Annotated in this window: 14 protein-coding genes; 1 reads left to right on the forward strand and 13 read right to left on the reverse strand. The window is 57.4% G+C overall.

What is annotated here, in order from left to right; genetic code table 11:
* Positions 1-40 precede the first annotated feature (40 nt).
* The 10 genes from BWI95_RS21150 to pdxB form a co-directional block, all read right to left on the reverse strand.
* Positions 41-622 (reverse strand): UbiX family flavin prenyltransferase, encoded by a 582-nt coding sequence (locus tag BWI95_RS21150; protein WP_023479639.1) that lies wholly within the window; start codon positions 620-622, stop codon positions 41-43.
* A gap of 94 nt (positions 623-716) precedes the next feature.
* A complete protein-coding gene (purF, locus tag BWI95_RS21155; RefSeq protein WP_023479726.1) occupies positions 717-2,234 on the reverse strand; it encodes an amidophosphoribosyltransferase in 1,518 nt (505 codons plus the stop codon).
* 116 nt (positions 2,235-2,350) lie between these two features.
* A complete protein-coding gene (cvpA, locus tag BWI95_RS21160; RefSeq protein ID WP_042716765.1) occupies positions 2,351-2,839 on the reverse strand; it encodes a colicin V production protein in 489 nt (162 codons plus the stop codon).
* A gap of 220 nt (positions 2,840-3,059) precedes the next feature.
* A complete protein-coding gene (gene dedD / locus BWI95_RS21165; protein ID WP_076770195.1) occupies positions 3,060-3,761 on the reverse strand; it encodes a cell division protein DedD in 702 nt (233 codons plus the stop codon).
* Complete coding sequence (folC, locus tag BWI95_RS21170; RefSeq protein ID WP_054803331.1) at positions 3,751-5,019, reverse strand: bifunctional tetrahydrofolate synthase/dihydrofolate synthase; 1,269 nt, start codon at positions 5,017-5,019, stop codon at positions 3,751-3,753. Before folC ends, dedD begins: the two co-directional genes overlap by 11 nt.
* 192 nt (positions 5,020-5,211) lie before the next feature.
* On the reverse strand, positions 5,212-6,126 hold the full coding sequence (gene accD / locus BWI95_RS21175) for an acetyl-CoA carboxylase, carboxyltransferase subunit beta (RefSeq protein WP_023479916.1): 915 nt from the start codon (positions 6,124-6,126) through the stop codon (positions 5,212-5,214).
* Between the two features lie 103 nt (positions 6,127-6,229).
* Complete coding sequence (locus BWI95_RS21180; protein ID WP_054803330.1) at positions 6,230-6,889, reverse strand: DedA family protein; 660 nt, start codon at positions 6,887-6,889, stop codon at positions 6,230-6,232.
* A 25-nt stretch (positions 6,890-6,914) separates the two neighbouring features.
* The gene (gene truA, locus BWI95_RS21185) at positions 6,915-7,727 is read right to left on the reverse strand and encodes a tRNA pseudouridine(38-40) synthase TruA (protein ID WP_023479805.1); all 813 of its coding nucleotides are present in this window, start codon (positions 7,725-7,727) and stop codon (positions 6,915-6,917) included.
* Complete coding sequence (locus BWI95_RS21190) at positions 7,727-8,740, reverse strand: aspartate-semialdehyde dehydrogenase (protein ID WP_076770196.1); 1,014 nt, start codon at positions 8,738-8,740, stop codon at positions 7,727-7,729. Before BWI95_RS21190 ends, truA begins: the two co-directional genes overlap by 1 nt.
* 56 nt (positions 8,741-8,796) lie before the next feature.
* Entirely contained in the window at positions 8,797-9,933 is a 1,137-nt protein-coding gene (gene pdxB, locus BWI95_RS21195; protein WP_076770348.1) for a 4-phosphoerythronate dehydrogenase PdxB, read from the reverse strand.
* Positions 9,934-10,046: 113 nt separating this feature from the next.
* On the opposite strand from pdxB, the gene flk reads away from it, so the two are divergent.
* Positions 10,047-11,054: a flagella biosynthesis regulator Flk gene (gene flk, locus BWI95_RS21200; RefSeq protein ID WP_042718481.1), complete on the forward strand. Its 1,008-nt coding sequence runs from the start codon at positions 10,047-10,049 to the stop codon at positions 11,052-11,054.
* Positions 11,055-11,149: 95 nt separating this feature from the next.
* Here flk and BWI95_RS21205 read toward each other — a convergent pair whose 3' ends face one another.
* From BWI95_RS21205 to fabB, 3 genes are all read right to left on the reverse strand, one after another.
* The gene (locus BWI95_RS21205; RefSeq protein WP_076770197.1) at positions 11,150-12,583 is read right to left on the reverse strand and encodes a 6-phospho-beta-glucosidase; all 1,434 of its coding nucleotides are present in this window, start codon (positions 12,581-12,583) and stop codon (positions 11,150-11,152) included.
* Between the two features lie 108 nt (positions 12,584-12,691).
* Positions 12,692-13,876: an MFS transporter gene (locus BWI95_RS21210; RefSeq protein ID WP_054803329.1), complete on the reverse strand. Its 1,185-nt coding sequence runs from the start codon at positions 13,874-13,876 to the stop codon at positions 12,692-12,694.
* Positions 13,877-14,130: 254 nt separating this feature from the next.
* The gene (gene fabB, locus BWI95_RS21215; protein WP_054803328.1) at positions 14,131-15,345 is read right to left on the reverse strand and encodes a beta-ketoacyl-ACP synthase I; all 1,215 of its coding nucleotides are present in this window, start codon (positions 15,343-15,345) and stop codon (positions 14,131-14,133) included.
* Between the last annotated feature and the right edge of the window lie 113 nt (positions 15,346-15,458).

Genomic DNA, 15,458 nt, shown 5'->3' on the forward strand with positions numbered 1-15,458 from the left:
CAAAATTGCCCTAAAAAAGCGCATCCGGCGATACGTTGCACTATTTTGCAGCATCGCCACCCTGCCAGCGGGCAAAAAGATCTTCCGGCAGTTCGATATCAAACTGATCCACGACGCGGTTGACGGTCTGATCGACAATATCCATCACGCTTTGCGGACGATGGTAAAACGCAGGCACCGGCGGCATGATCACCGCACCAAGTTCTGCCGCCTGGGTCATCAGACGTAAGTGGCCAAGATGCAGTGGGGTTTCACGCACGCAGAGCACCAGCGGGCGACGCTCTTTCAGCACCACGTCTGCCGCACGGGTCAGAAGCCCGTCGGTGTAGCTGTGAACAATGCCGGAGAGGGTTTTAATGGAACAGGGAAGGATCACCATGCCTGCGGTCTTGAACGAGCCAGAGGAGATATTGGCGGCGATATCGCGGGCGTCATGCACCACGTTTGCCAGCGCCTGCACATCGCGCAGGGAGTAGTCGGTTTCAAGGGAGAGAGTTTGCCGGGCGGCCTGGCTCATCACCAGATGGGTCTCTACTTCAGCGACATCGCGCAGCACCTGTAACAGGCGAACGCCATAAATTGCGCCGCTGGCGCCGGAAATGCCCACAATCAGTCGTTTCATCTGCTTATCCACCCGCTAACATAAGCGCAAACTTTGCCTGATTATAGAGGGTGTTGCAACAAGTTGCGCCCCTCATGCGAGGGGCGCGGCGGGATTAGCCTTCGTTGTGCATCTCTAAGCTTTCAACTTCGTTCTGCAACTGTACCGCTTTGGCATCGTCATTACGCAGGGAGTCGAGGTAATCAAGATACTGCTGATCGACATCTTTGGTGACGTAAATACCGTTAAACACCGAGCACTCGAACTGCTGAATGTCCGGGTTCTCTGCGCGTACGGCATCAATCAGATCGTTGAGATCCTGGAAAATCAGCCCGTCGGCGCCGATGATCTGGCGGATTTCATCCACTTCACGACCGTGGGCAATCAGCTCATTGGCGGTCGGCATATCAATGCCGTAGACATTCGGGAAGCGAATTTCCGGTGCCGCGGAAGCGAGGTAAACCTTCTTCGCCCCGGCTTCGCGCGCCATCTCGATAATCTGCTCCGAGGTGGTGCCGCGCACGATGGAGTCATCCACCAGCAGCACGTTCTTGTCGCGGAACTCGGCGCGGTTGGCATTCAGCTTGCGGCGCACCGATTTACGGCGCAGCTGCTGGCCCGGCATGATAAAGGTGCGGCCAACGTAGCGGTTTTTCACAAAACCCTGACGGTAAGGCTTATCCAGAATGCGGGCGATCTCCAGCGCGATATCGCAGGAGGTTTCCGGGATCGGGATCACCACGTCGATATCAAGATCTTCCCACTCGCGGGCGATCTTCTCGCCGAGCTTCATGCCCATATTGACGCGGGCGCTGTAGACGGAGATTTTGTCGATAAAGGAGTCCGGGCGCGCAAAGTAGACATATTCGAACAGGCACGGGTTGCTGACCGGGTTTTCCGCGCACTGGCGGCTGTAAAGCTGCCCTTTCTCGGTGATATAAACCGCTTCGCCCGGTGCGACATCACGCAGGAACTCAAAGCCCAGCGTATCGAGCGCAACGCTCTCCGATGCCACCATATATTCGGTGCGGCCATCGCCCAGTTCGCGCTTGCCCAGCACCAGCGGGCGAATGCCGTTCGGGTCGCGGAAAGCGACCATACCATGACCAATAATCATCGCCACGCAGGCGTAGGCACCGCGGATCTGGCGGTTGGTCGCGGCAATCGCGGCGAAAACGTTATCCGCTTCAAGCGGGTAATGACGGAAGTTATCCAGCTCGCTGGCGAAAATATTGAGCAGGATTTCAGAATCTGAGGTGGTGTTAATGTGGCGACGCTTCTCTTCGAACAGCTTTTTACGCAGTTCGTGCGCGTTGGTCAGGTTGCCGTTGTGCGCAAGCGTAATGCCGTACGGGGAGTTAACGTAGAAGGGTTGCGCTTCTGAAGCGCTGGAGCTGCCCGCGGTAGGGTAACGAACGTGGCCAATCCCCATATTGCCCTGCAGACGCTGCATATGGCGGGCTTCGAATACATCATTCACCATGCCATTCGCTTTACGCAGACGGAAACAGTTATTGGCATCAATGGTGATGATGCCCGCTGCATCCTGCCCACGGTGCTGCAGCACCGACAACGCGTCATAAATCGACTGGTTTACCGGCATGAAACCGGCGATACCGACAATACCGCACATACGTCTTTTCCTCGTTAAGAGCTTGGTTTACCAGGCGTAATCGTCAAAGACCTCTTGAAGAGGGACAGCGCGCGAAAACCGCCTGTTAAACCAAACTCTAAGCCACATCTCAGGGCTTAAGCCCTGGGCAAGAAACTCGACGAGCTTTGCAGATAGTCAAAGAACCACCTGATGATGAAGCTGAATTGCGGGATAAGCTGCGACTTTTGCCAGTCTTCGCTTTTCGACAGGCCTGTAAAGGTATCCAGAAAGAACAGAATGGCGGCGACGATCAGCACGCCGCGAAGCGCACCAAAGCAGATCCCCAACACCCTGTCTGTACCCGACAGGCCGGTTTTCTCCACCAGCGTACCGATAACGTAGTTAACGATAGCGCCCACAATCAACGTCGCGATAAACAGCACCGCGATGGCAATTCCATTACGTACCAGTTCCTCTTCAAAGCCCGTGAACCAGACTGACAGGTAAGTGTAGTAATGGCTGGCGACAAAGAAAGCACAACCCCATGTCACCAGCGATAACGCTTCACGAACAAAGCCGCGGATCAGGCTTACCAGACAGGAAAAACCAATCACCGCGATGATGGCGTAATCAATCCAGACCATATGTGTCCCACGATTTTACGCCCTGTCATCCAGTTCGGGGCGCATTCTAACAGAAAAAGAAAACGTTTGCGTAGGGATTTCCTTCCCGCGCGGAAATAAAAATGGCGCTGAAAAAATATTCAACGCCAGCAGAACATTGGCCTTAATGACCGCGCATTTATCTGGCTTCCCTGCCCCGTTTTACGGGCCGTTGCCAGCAAAATAGCGCAGGGTTGCGCGGTTAATTGGCGCTGTAGTTCATCACCACGCCATTGAGGCCTGACAGCTGGTTCAGCTCACCCAGCGACGCTTTGAGTTTATCGCGCGAAGCATCAGGGCCGACCAGAATGCGGGTGATTTTACCCTGAACCGGCGTAGTCGGCGATGTGTAAGCGCGATAGCCCGCCGCGCGCAGTTTACTCACCACTTCATTCACTTTATCGGCGTTTTTCAGCGCGCCCAGCTGGACCACATAGGCTTTGCCGGTCGGAGCAGGTTTCTCCTCCTGCGCTTTAGCCGGTGCCGCGTTCGCCGTCGTCGGCTGCTCGCGCGCAGGCTGCTGCGGCTGCGGCTGCGGCTGCGGCTGCGGTTTAGGCTGCGGCTTTTCAACGGGTTTTGGCTTTGGCGTCACCGACGTGGTGGTCACTTCCGGATCGGGATTGCTGTTTGCCGCAAGCCTTGAGGCATCCAGGGACGGTGCCGCGGCATCGCCAGCACGCACCTCTTCGGCAGCGCCTTCCGGCGGCTGCGCGGGCAGCGCCTGGGTTGCGGCCGGCATCATATCCGGCTCGTCACGATCGCCCGGCTTCGGCACCAGCGGGATCGCTGCGAACTCATCCTGATAATGCTTTTTCTGCCCGTCGAGCAGCCCGGGCAGAATAATCACCCCGAGCGCGACCAGTATAACGGTGCCCATTAAACGGTTCTGAAACTTACTTGCCACCGGTTCTCCCCGCTTCCATCGCTTCCATGACATGCGCCACGGTGTGGAACGAGCCACACACCAGCACGGTATCGCAGGCGTCGGCCTCCGCCATTGCCGCCTGCCAGGCCTGGGTCACGTCCGGGAATGCTTGCCCCGACGTCAGGTGCGCCAGCAGCTGCTCCGCCGTCGCGCCGCGCGGCCCCTCCAGAGGGGCACAATACCAGCTATCGACCACCGGCTCCAGACAGGCAAGCGTTCCGCTAATGTCTTTATCATGCAGCATGCCAACCACCGCCAGCACGCGGCCGCTTTTTGGCAGCGCCGCCAGCCGCCCGGCAAGATAGCCTGCGGCATGAGGATTATGCGCGACATCAAGGATCAGACGTGGTGATTCGCTCACAATCTGAAAACGACCGGGTAAAATCGCCCGTTCTATGCCGTCGCAGATCGCCTGCTCGCTTACTGCCAGTTTACTGGCGCGCAGCGCGGCCAGCGCGGTAGCCGCGTTCGGCTGCGGCACCTGCGGCAGCGGCAGATCGCTCAGCTCACCCTGCGCATCGCGAAAACGCCAGCTCTGCGCGCCAACCTCGTAGTGCCACGCCACATCGCGCTGTAACAGCTGCGCGCCTTTCTCCTGCGCCACATCAGCGATGGTGTGCGGCATATCCGGCTCGCCAACCACCGCGGGTTTACCGGCACGGAAGATGCCCGCTTTTTCACGGCCGATGCTTTCGCGATCCGGCCCGAGCCAGTCGGTATGATCGAGCGCAATGCTGGTGACCACCGCGACATCGGCATCGACCATATTGGTGGCGTCGAGACGTCCACCGAGGCCCACTTCGAGGATCACCACGTCCAGTTGCGCCTGCTTAAACAGCCACAGCGCTGACAGGGTGCTAAATTCAAAATAGCTTAAAGAGATATCGCCGCGCACGGCTTCGATCTCCGCGAAGGAAGCGGTATGCGCGCTTTCTGCCAGCTCCCCGCCCTGTACGCGCACGCGTTCGGTGTAGCGCACCAGATGCGGCGAGCTATAAACACCAACGCGATAACCGGCCGCCAGCAGGATCGACTCCAGCGTACGGCAGGTGGTGCCTTTGCCGTTGGTTCCGGCGACGGTGAAGACAAAAGGTGCGGGACGCAGCACATCAAGCCGCGCCGCCACCTGGCTTACGCGATCGAGCCCTAAATCGATAGGTTTACTGTGCAGCTGTTCCAGATAAGAGAGCCATGCGGCCAGGGGCGACGTGGCTTGCGGAGTAGAGAGAGTGTCCATGATGCCCGTTGATAGTGTGCGGTGTGAAAAGCAAAAGGGCAGTGCCTTTTGGCCCTGCCCTCATGAGTATACACATGCTCGTTTTCGCTGCTGGCGCGTGGTCACATAGCCATCCCGCTTTCCTGTGTGGAGAAAGAGCGAGCTAAGCAAGGCGCATCAACGCACCTGCAGCAGAAAGCGTGACGTGTATTATCAGGCTTCGCCTTCCTGATCCGGCTCTGGCGTCACCACCGTGCCAATATGCGTATCGTCTGCATCCGGCGCCGGCAGATTCATCATCTTCGCCAGAATACGCGCCAGCTTAAAGCGCAGCTCCGGGCGGCGAATGATCATATCGATAGCGCCTTTTTCGATCAGGAACTCACTGCGCTGGAAACCGGCAGGCAGTTTCTCGCGCACGGTCTGCTCGATAACGCGCGGGCCGGCAAAACCGATCAGCGCTTTCGGCTCAGCGATATTGAGATCGCCCAGCATCGCGAAGCTGGCAGAGACGCCGCCCATGGTCGGGTCGGTCAGCACGGAGATATACGGCAGACCGCGCTCCTGCATTTTCGCCAGCGCCGCAGAGGTTTTCGCCATCTGCATCAGCGACATCAGCGCTTCCTGCATACGCGCACCGCCGGAAGCGGAGAAGCAGATCATTGGGCAGTTATCTTCCAGTGCCTGCTCAACCGCACGCACAAAGCGCGCGCCAACTACGGAACCCATTGAACCGCCCATGAACGCGAACTCAAAGGCCGCTGCGACAACCGGCATGCCATGCAGCGTGCCCTTCATCACTACCAGCGCGTCTTTCTCGCCGGTCTCTTTCTGAGCTGTCGCCAGACGGTCTTTATACTTCTTCGAGTCGCGGAACTTCAGCACATCTTTCGGCTCAAGTTCGCTGCCCAGTTCAACCAGCGATCCTTCATCCAGCAGGCTATGCAGGCGATTACGCGCTGACATCCGCATGTGGTGATCACATTTCGGGCAGACTTCAAGGTTACGCTCCAGTTCGGCGCGGTAAAGCACCTGACCACAGCTATCGCATTTTGTCCACACGCCCTCAGGGATGCTCGCCTTACGGGTGGGGGTGATGTTGCTTTTAATTCTTTCAATCCAGCTCATTGATAACCTTTCTACATGAACCTGGTAGCCCTTGACTGGGGCACATTAAAACATAACGGTTCGCAACTTGGGATAAAAAAGTGGTCGAACCGCCAACAGGTGATTATTTTGTCTGCCGGGACGCAGCGCGGCGATGGCGGATAATCTCAAAGACCCCGGGAAGTATAGACACTACGATAATTCCGACAATCATCAGCTTGAGATTGTCCTGAATCATCGGGATGGTGCCAAAGAAGTATCCGGCGTAGGTGAAAAGTAACACCCACAACAACGCGCCCACGACATTATAGAGAGCAAAATGGCGATAGGACATATGGCCCATGCCGGCGACGAAAGGTGCAAAAGTACGCACTATCGGCACAAAACGCGCAAGGATAATCGTTTTCCCGCCATGTTTCTCATAAAACTGATGTGTTTTATCAAGATGGCTGCGACGGAAAATCTTTGAGTTGGGGTTACTGAATAACCGCTCACCGAACAGCCGCCCGATGGTGTAGTTCACCGCATCGCCCGCAATGGCGGCGATCAACATCAGCAGCACCATCATATGCACATTGAGATCGTTGGTCTCAAGCGAAGCCAGCGCGCCCGCGACAAACAGCAGCGAGTCGCCCGGCAGGAACGGCGTCACCACCAGACCCGTTTCGCAAAAGAGAATAATAAACAGGATCGCATAGACCCAGACGCCATACTGCGCCACCAGCTCAGCGAGGTGAACGTCAATGTGAAGAATGAAGTCAATCAGGAAGCGTATTAAGTCCATCTACTTATGCCTTATTAATGTGCGACTAGTCCGCCAGGAACAGCGGGCCCATTGGCGCAGCGGGTAGCGCAAAGTGGGATGGATAATCCACCGACACCAGATAGAGCCCCTCCGCTTTCGCCGTTGCTGCCGCCAGCGTTCTGTCCTTTGCCGCCAGCAGCTCTGCTATCCAGCTCTCCGGCTGGTTGTGGGCGCCTACTTCCATCAGGCTGCCGACAATATTCCTGACCATATGATGTACAAAGGCATTGGCTTTGATATCGACCACAATATAAGTGCCGTAGCGGCTGACGTTGATGTGCATCAGGTTGCGCCAGGGCGTACGCGACTGGCACTGCACGGCGCGAAACGAGGTAAAGTCGTTTTCGCCAATCAGGCACTGCGCCGCGCGGTGCATGCGTTCGGCATCCAGCGGCTGATGATAGTGCGTAACACCATGACCGAGCACCGCCGGACGCAAGCGATGATTGTAGATGACGTAGCGGTAACGGCGCGCCGTCGCGCTAAAACGCGCATGAAAATCATCGGGCACATCTTTGACCCAACGCACCGCGATGTCTTTAGGCAAATTCGCATTTACGCCCAGCGTCCACGCGGCGTCTTTGCGCAGCGCAGTCGTCTCAAAATGGACCACCTGTCCTGTCGCATGCACGCCAGCATCGGTGCGCCCGGCGCAGAAGACCGAGATCGGCTCATTGGCCACCTGTGAGAGCGCCTTTTCCAGCTTTTCCTGCACGCTGCGCACTTCCTGCTGACGCTGCCAGCCATAGTAGTGGCTGCCGTCATACTCAATTCCCAGCGCGATTTTGTAGCGCGGCGCGGTGGTTTCTTCCTGCATCAGTACAGATACTCCTGCACCAATTTCTCGGCGGTTTTCACTGCCATCAGCGCGCCGCCAAAGCGGACGTTATCAGCGACTGACCAGAACTGGATCTGCTCCGGCATGCCGTAGTCGTTGCGTATGCAGCCGACGGAGAGATGCGCCTGGCCGGACGCATCTGCTACCTGGGTCGGAAACGCATTCGCTTCAGAGAGCGCAATATCCTCAAAGCGGGCAAATGCATCACGCGCCTCTTCCGCTGCCAGCGGGCGTAACGCTTCGAAATTCACCATCTGCGCGTGACCGTAGAAGACCGGCGACTGTACGCAGTTAGCGGAGATCATCAGCCCGTCGTCCTGCAGGATTTTACGCATCTGATCGATAATGATGCGCTCTTCGCGCACGCTGCCTTCACTGTCCGGCAGCAGCGGCAGCATGTTGAATGCCAGCTGTCGGCCAAAGTAGTCATCATCATCAATGGGAATACCGTTCAGCAGTTTGGCGCTCTGCCCTGCCAGCGCATCCACCGCCTGTTTACCGCTGCGGGAAACAGAGAGCAGACTGGTTACAGCAATACGGGACAGACCGCCTTCGTCAATCAGCGGCTTGAGGCCTGCCAGCAGCTGGCTGGTGAGGCTGTCCGGAATAGCGATAACGTTGCGGTTGCGGTAGTCCGCCAGCACAAACGGGTTGACGTCCGGCATCACCAGCGGCACGTCCGGCTCAAGGGCAAACAGACCGCTGGTGTCGATCACCAGGCAACCGGCGTTGGTCGCTTCTTCAATATAGGTGGCAGTGGCTTGCGCACCGGCCACAAAAAATGCCAGCTGCGCCTGCGTCCAGTCGAAATCGGCAGCATCTTCTACGCGTACGGTTTTACCGGCATAACGCAGGTTTTCTCCGGCGCTTTCGCTCCTTGCCAGCGCATAGAGTTCGCCAACCGGGAACTGGCGCTCCGCCAGCGTTTCGAGCAAGGCTTCTCCGACCGCGCCGGTGGCGCCGAGAACGGCAATATTCCAGCCTTCAGACATGGTGATTCACTCCAGAAAAAAGCGTCCCCGTCGGCGACGGGGAGCATAAAGATGAATTAACGTACCGGGTGATAAACGGCGTCGAAGCCCAGTTTTTGCAGCAACGCCGAGGCGTCCGCGTCGTCGCACTCAACGGTGAGTGACGACCATTCACGGCGCTCAAGATAGTGCTTACGCAGCTTATCGAACTCACCCGGTGTGCCCGCCGCTTTTCGCAGCAGGGCATCGTCGCGGCGCACATCATACACCAAATGCACCAACCTTTTTAACATTGCCTGTCCAACCGGACCATGAAGGGAGATGCGGCTGCACTCTGGCGCAGGAAGCAGCGTATTCAGCGCCACCTGCTGCGGCTGGCCGAGGAATTCACTATAAGCTTCAAACACCTGCGTGGTGCCGCGCGCTTTCCCCTCCAGCGTGTAGCCCGCGATATGCGCCGTGCCGATATCGACCTTCGCCAGCAGCTCAACGTTGAGATCCGGCTCCGGCTCCCAGACATCCAGCACGACACTAAGATCCTGCCCGGCCTGCAGGTGCTGCAACAGCGCGACGTTATCCACGACCGGCCCGCGACAGGCATTAATCAGAATCGTGCCAGCTTTGAGGCGGCTGAGCAGCGCGTCATCGACCAGATGCAGGGTTTTATAAGGCCCCTCTTTAAACAGCGGGGTATGGAAGGTGAGGATATCTGCTTCACTTACCAGCTCATCCAGCGAGCGGAAGTCGCCCGCATCACCGCGATCGGCGCGCGGCGGATCGCACAACAGCGTGCGGATGCCCAGCGCTTCCAGCCGCGCCTGTAAGCGGCCGCCGACATTGCCGACACCGACAATCCCCACGGTGCGATCGGTTAGTGCAAAACCATCGCGCTCCGCCAGCATCAGCAATGCAGAAAAAACATACTCCACCACGGCGATAGCGTTACACCCTGGTGCTGCGGAGAACGCGATGCCCGCCTGTTTCAGAAAAGCCTCATCAACATGGTCGGTACCCGCCGTGGCGGTACCAACAAATTTGATCCCGGTCCCTTGCAGTAAATCGTTATTCACCTTCGTGACGGATCGCACCATTAATGCTTCTGCATCAGCCAGTTCCGCCAGCGGAATCGGGCGTCCGGGCACGGCCTTAACCTCGCCCAGTCGGCTAAAAAGATCGCGGGCGTAAGGCATATTTTCATCAACAAGGATTTTCACACTACAGTACCTGTTTGAGAGCGGGAGTTGAGCGCGCAAGTGTGCCATAATCTCGCCGCCAGGCATACCCGCAATGCCGGCCACCGCCATGCGAGAGTAAGAGGAAACCCATGATTCAACCCATTCCGGGCGCACCCGCGCGTCCTCCCGGGCAAGAGCCACCGCAAGCCGCTAACCCTGTCGGCGAGCAGCCATTATCCACTCAGCAGCGTACGGTGCTGGAGCGGCTGGTGACGCGTTTGATCGCCCTGACGCAACAGCAGAGCGCTGAGGTCTGGGCAGGCGTAAAGCATGACCTGGGGCTGAAAAACGATGCGCCCCTGCTCTCGCGCCACTTCCCTGCGGCTGAGCAGAATCTGACTCAGCGTATGGAGACGGCCACGCAGAATCACACCACGCGCCAGATGGTGACCCAGTTGACCGAGCTGCTCGGCAAGGGGAACAATCGCCAGGCAGTGAGCGATTTTATTCGTCAGGAGTTCGGCCAGACGGCGCTCAGCCAGCTTACGCCGCAGCAGCTAAAGACTGTGCTGACGATGTTGCAGAACAACCAGATTGCGATCCCGCAGCCGCAGCAGCGCCCGGCAACCGAGCGTCCTCTGGTGGCGGCGGAGCACAACTCCCTCAACCAGGCGGTGACGAAACTGGCGGCGGCAACCGGCGAGTCGAGCAAGCTTATCTGGCAATCGATGCTGGAGCTCTCCGGCGTGAAGAGCGGTGAGCTAATCCCGGCGAAACATTTTACGCCGCTGATGACCTGGCTACAGGCGCGCCAGACGCTGGCGACGCATACGGCACCGACACTGCAAACGGTGCAGGCCACGCTGAAACAGCCGCTGGACAGCGCCGAGTGGCGCGGCATCAGCGACTATGCGCAGCAGACGTTCCAGGTGACGCCGCAGACGGTGCTGACCAATGCTCAGGTGCAGGATATTCTCAACCAGGTCTTTTTACGACGCACCGAGCGCGCGTCGGGAATGATCGAAGTGCGTGATGTGCAGCCGATTTACAGCCCCTTCGTCGCGCCGATAGTCGATACGGTAAAAGCGATGTCGATGCGTCCGGGCCTCTTTTTTATTGCCCTGCTGGTGGTGATGTTTGTACTGTGGCTGGTGATCTAGCTTTCTGTAAGCCTGTGAAAAAAACGTAGGCCTGATAAGCGAAGCGCCATCAGGCAAAGACCTGATGGCGCTTTAGTGACCTACGGATCACCCTCTTACTTGATGTTATCGCCGTTCTGTTTGATCACATCCTGGTACCACCAGAAAGATTTCTTACGGCTGCGCGCCAGCGTGCCGTTCCCTTCGTTGTCCTTATCGACGTAGATAAAGCCGTAGCGTTTTTTCATCTCGCCGGTGCCGGCAGAAACCAGATCGATACAGCCCCACGGCGTATACCCCATCAAATCGACCCCATCTTCCACCACCGCTTTTTTCATTTCGCGGATGTGGTTGTGCAGGTACTCAATGCGGTATTGATCGTCGACCACGCCGTCGCTTCCCAACTGATCGATAGCGCCGAAGCCGTTTTCAACAATAAACAGCGGCAGTTGGTAGTGGTCGTAGAAGTAGTTCAGCGAGTAGCGCAGGCCAACCGGATCAATCTGCCAGCCCCAGTCCGATGCCTTGACATACGGGTTTTTCACCAGGCTTTTGGTTTCGTCGTAATCAAGCTGCGGGTTATCTTCCGTCGCTTTGGTGGCAAAAGACATGTAGTAGCTAAAGCCGATGTAGTCGACGCAACCGCGGGTCAGAATCTGCAAGTCTTCGTCGGTAATATCAAGCTTGAAATCCCGGCGGGCAAAGTAGTTGAGCAGATGCTGCGGGTAGTAACCGCGCACGTGTACATCGGTGAACCAGTAGCGGCGATGCATCGCTACTACCGACATCATCATGTCGTTTGGATCGCAGGTGAGCGGGTAGATCGGGCACATGGCGATCATGCAGCCAATCTTGAAATCGGGGTTAATTTTATGACCCGCTTCCACCGCCAGCGCGCTGGCTACCAGCTCATAGTGCGCGGCCTGGTACATGATCACTTCACGATCTTCGCCCGGCTGATACTTCACGCCGGAGTTGGTAAACGGCGCGAAATCTTCATTGTAGTTGGCCTGGTTGTTAATTTCGTTGAAGGTCATCCAGTATTTGACCTTGCTGCGATAACGGGTGAAGACGGCGTTGGCAAAGCGCACAAAGAAGGCGATCACTTCACGGTTACGCCAGCCGCCATACTTTTTGACGAGGTGATAAGGCATTTCGAAATGGGAGAGCGTGATTACCGGCTCAATGTTGTACTTCAGGCACTCGTCGAACAGATCGTCGTAGAACTGCAAACCGGCTTCGTTTGGCTCCAGCTCATCCCCATTAGGGAAGATACGCGTCCAGGCGATCGAGGTGCGAAAACATTTGAAGCCCATCTCGGCAAAGAGTTTGATGTCCTCTTTGTAGCGGTGATAGAAATCGATGGCATCGTGGTTAGGGTAGTTTTTCCCCGGCAGTACGCCATCGGTGATCTCACGCGGTACGCCGTGCGCGCCTGCGGTCATCACATCCGCTACGCTGACGCCTTTACCGCCCTCCTGCCAGCCGCCTTCCAGTTGATGCGCAGCAACCGCTCCGCCCCACAGAAAATCCGCTTTAAAACCGGACATATCTCTCTCCTTTCGCTCATCAGTGCGAAAAGCATAAACGCGACCGCGCAGAGATGACATCGCCGCGGTCGCGTTTTGTGAAACCGGTTGCAAAGAGAGTATTTGCTTCTATTTATTGCGCGGGCGAAACGCGATCAGCGTTACGACAATCCCGATTGCCGCTGAGATTGCCCCTGCAAGAAAGACGGAGGCGTAACCGAGCGAGGTGGCCAGAAAGCCGGTCAGCGGGCCGCTGGCGGCATAGGCAATATCCTGAAACGCCGCATAGCCGCCCAGTGCCGTCCCGCGAACCTGCGGCGGTACGCGTTTCACTACTTCCACCCCTAACGCCGGGAAGATTAGCGAGCAGCCACAGCCGGTTAACGCCGCGCCGAATAGCGCCATCCACGACCCGCTGGCCTGCCACAGCAATAACAGCCCGGCGATTTCCACCAGCAGAGAAACGAGCGCCACCCGCACGCCGCCAAAACGGTCCGGCGTCCAGCCAAACAGGATGCGCATCAGAACGAATGCGCCGCCAAACGCGGTGAGCGTAAAGCCAGCCATCGACCAGCCTTCGCTGGCGAAATAGAGGGAAATAAAGGTGCCAATCACCGCAAAACCGACGCCCTGCAGTGCCAGCCCCAGGCCCGGCTGCCAGATAAGGCCGACCACGCTCCAGAGCGACGGGCGCTCACCGGCATGGGCCGGAACTTTACGCACGCCGCCGTTAAACAGGCAGGCGAACAGCGGTAAGAGAAGAGAGATCGCTCCCAGCGCTGTGAAGCCAAAATGGCTGTTGATCAGCAACCCGAGCGGTGCCCCGGCGGCCAGCGCGCCATAAATTGCCATACCGACCCATGACATCACTTTGCCTGAACGTGCCGGGCCAACCAGGCCAACACCCCAGGTGAGCGTGCCGGTCAGCAGCTGGCTTTCACCGAAACCGAGGATCAATCGCCCGACGATCAACAGCGCAAACCTGGCCCATACATCAACCGGCAAGAGTGCCGCCAGCAGCAAGGCGACACCCGCCAGCGAACAGGCAAACAGGCCCTGTAACGCCGAGCGTTTTGCGCCATATTGATCGGCCAGCCGACCGGCGTAGCTGCGCGTTAAGACCGTGGCGAGAAACTGTGCGCCGACGGCAATACCGACCATGGTGTTACCATAGCCCAGCTCATGATGAACAAACAGTGGAATGACCGGCAGCGACAGGCCAACCGTCATATAGGTCAGGAACACCGCGAAGGCGATGCGAAACAGCGAGTGCGTGGCTGAAGGGGAATGAACAGCGTCTGCTTGAACGGACATGCATTACTCCATAGGGCAGAGCAAGGCGGGAAGAGATTTTGACCACGCCCCCTCCGCCTGACAGTCAGGATTAGGGTGCGTTGGTTGACGTTGAACGCTTACGCATTATCAAAACGATAATGTTGGGCTGGAGTTTGCCTGCCGTAACAACGGCTTGTCAATACCAAAAAAAGGGAGCCGAGGGCTCCCTTTTTTAATACAGCTGCTCAATCATTCATGTCATGCCGTGGCATCAGATGAATGAAATCGCTCACTTATTTCAGCTTGCGCATCACCAGCGTGGCGTTGGTGCCGCCAAAGCCGAAGCTGTTGGACATTACCGTGTTCAGCGTCTGCTCGGTCGGTTTGGTCACGATATTCATGCCCGCCGCCTGATCGTCCAGATCGTCAATGTTGATGCTCGGCGCGATAAAGGCGTGCTCCAGCATCAGCAGAGAGTAGATCGCTTCCTGCACGCCAGCCGCACCCAGTGAGTGGCCAGTCATCGCTTTGGTGGCGGAGATGGCAGGCGTGTTGTCGCCAAACACTTCACGAATCGCACCCAGCTCTTTCACGTCGCCAACCGGCGTGGAGGTACCGTGGGAGTTGAGGTAGTCGATCGGCGTATCAACGCCGTGCATTGCCATCTTCATGCAGCGCACTGCGCCTTCGCCTGATGGTGCAACCATGTCGGCGCCATCGGAGGTTGCGCCGTAGCCGACGATCTCTGCGTAGATGTGCGCACCGCGCGCCAGCGCGTGCTCCAGCTCTTCAACCACTACCATGCCGCCGCCGCCAGCGATAACAAAGCCATCACGCTCTTTATCGTAGGTACGGGACGCTTTGTCCGGCGTCTCGTTGTATCTGGTGGAGAGCGCGCCCATGGCGTCGAACTCACAGGCCATTTCCCAGCACAGCTCTTCGCCGCCGCCGGCAAAAACGATGTCCTGTTTGCCCAGTTGAATCTGTTCTACCGCGTTACCGATACAGTGTGCGGAAGTGGCACACGCGGAGCTGATTGAGTAGTTAACGCCATGAATTTTGAACGGCGTGGCGAGGCAGGCGGAAACCGCAGATGCCATCGCTTTGGTCACTACATAAGGACCAACGGCTTTCAGGCCGCGCGGGGTGCGCATCGCATCCGCGCCGAAAACCTGCGCTTTAGACGACCCACCGGAACCTGCAATCAGGCCCACGCGCGGGTTGTTCTGATAAACCTCTTCTTTCAGGCCGGCATCTTCAATAGCCTGCTGCATGGAGAGGTAGGAATAGATAGAGGCATCGTTCATGAAACGAACCACTTTACGGTCGATCAAACCCGTAGTGTCCAGTTTAACGTTACCCCAGACGTGGCTGCGCATGCCGGAATCTTTGAACTCCTGAGAAAATGTGATCCCTGAGCGTCCTTCACGCAGAGATGCCAGGACTTCCTGCTGGTTACTACCAATGCTGGAAACGATGCCCAGGCCAGTAATTACTGCACGCTTCATTCAATACCCCTAAGTCGCACTAATTAAGTTTCGTGTCGCAAGATAGCGTACACTTGTACGCCGAACAAGTCCGATCAGACATTTCACAGAGAAATTTGCGCCTTTCTTTGACC

Origin of the sequence: Kosakonia cowanii JCM 10956 = DSM 18146 (assembly GCF_001975225.1) — a bacterium.
GTDB lineage: Bacteria > Pseudomonadota > Gammaproteobacteria > Enterobacterales > Enterobacteriaceae > Kosakonia > Kosakonia cowanii.

Coding starts and splice junctions, on each gene's coding strand:
- BWI95_RS21150 (WP_023479639.1), bottom strand. CDS start 622: ATGAAACGACTGATTGTGGGCATTTCCGGCGCCAGCGGCGCAATTTAT.
- purF (WP_023479726.1), bottom strand. CDS start 2,234: ATGTGCGGTATTGTCGGTATCGCCGGTTTCATGCCGGTAAACCAGTCG.
- cvpA (WP_042716765.1), bottom strand. CDS start 2,839: ATGGTCTGGATTGATTACGCCATCATCGCGGTGATTGGTTTTTCCTGT.
- folC (WP_054803331.1), bottom strand. CDS start 5,019: ATGGACACTCTCTCTACTCCGCAAGCCACGTCGCCCCTGGCCGCATGG.
- accD (WP_023479916.1), bottom strand. CDS start 6,126: ATGAGCTGGATTGAAAGAATTAAAAGCAACATCACCCCCACCCGTAAG.
- BWI95_RS21180 (WP_054803330.1), bottom strand. CDS start 6,889: ATGGACTTAATACGCTTCCTGATTGACTTCATTCTTCACATTGACGTT.
- truA (WP_023479805.1), bottom strand. CDS start 7,727: ATGCAGGAAGAAACCACCGCGCCGCGCTACAAAATCGCGCTGGGAATT.
- BWI95_RS21190 (WP_076770196.1), bottom strand. CDS start 8,740: ATGTCTGAAGGCTGGAATATTGCCGTTCTCGGCGCCACCGGCGCGGTC.
- BWI95_RS21205 (WP_076770197.1), bottom strand. CDS start 12,583: ATGTCCGGTTTTAAAGCGGATTTTCTGTGGGGCGGAGCGGTTGCTGCG.
- BWI95_RS21210 (WP_054803329.1), bottom strand. CDS start 13,876: ATGTCCGTTCAAGCAGACGCTGTTCATTCCCCTTCAGCCACGCACTCG.
- fabB (WP_054803328.1), bottom strand. CDS start 15,345: ATGAAGCGTGCAGTAATTACTGGCCTGGGCATCGTTTCCAGCATTGGT.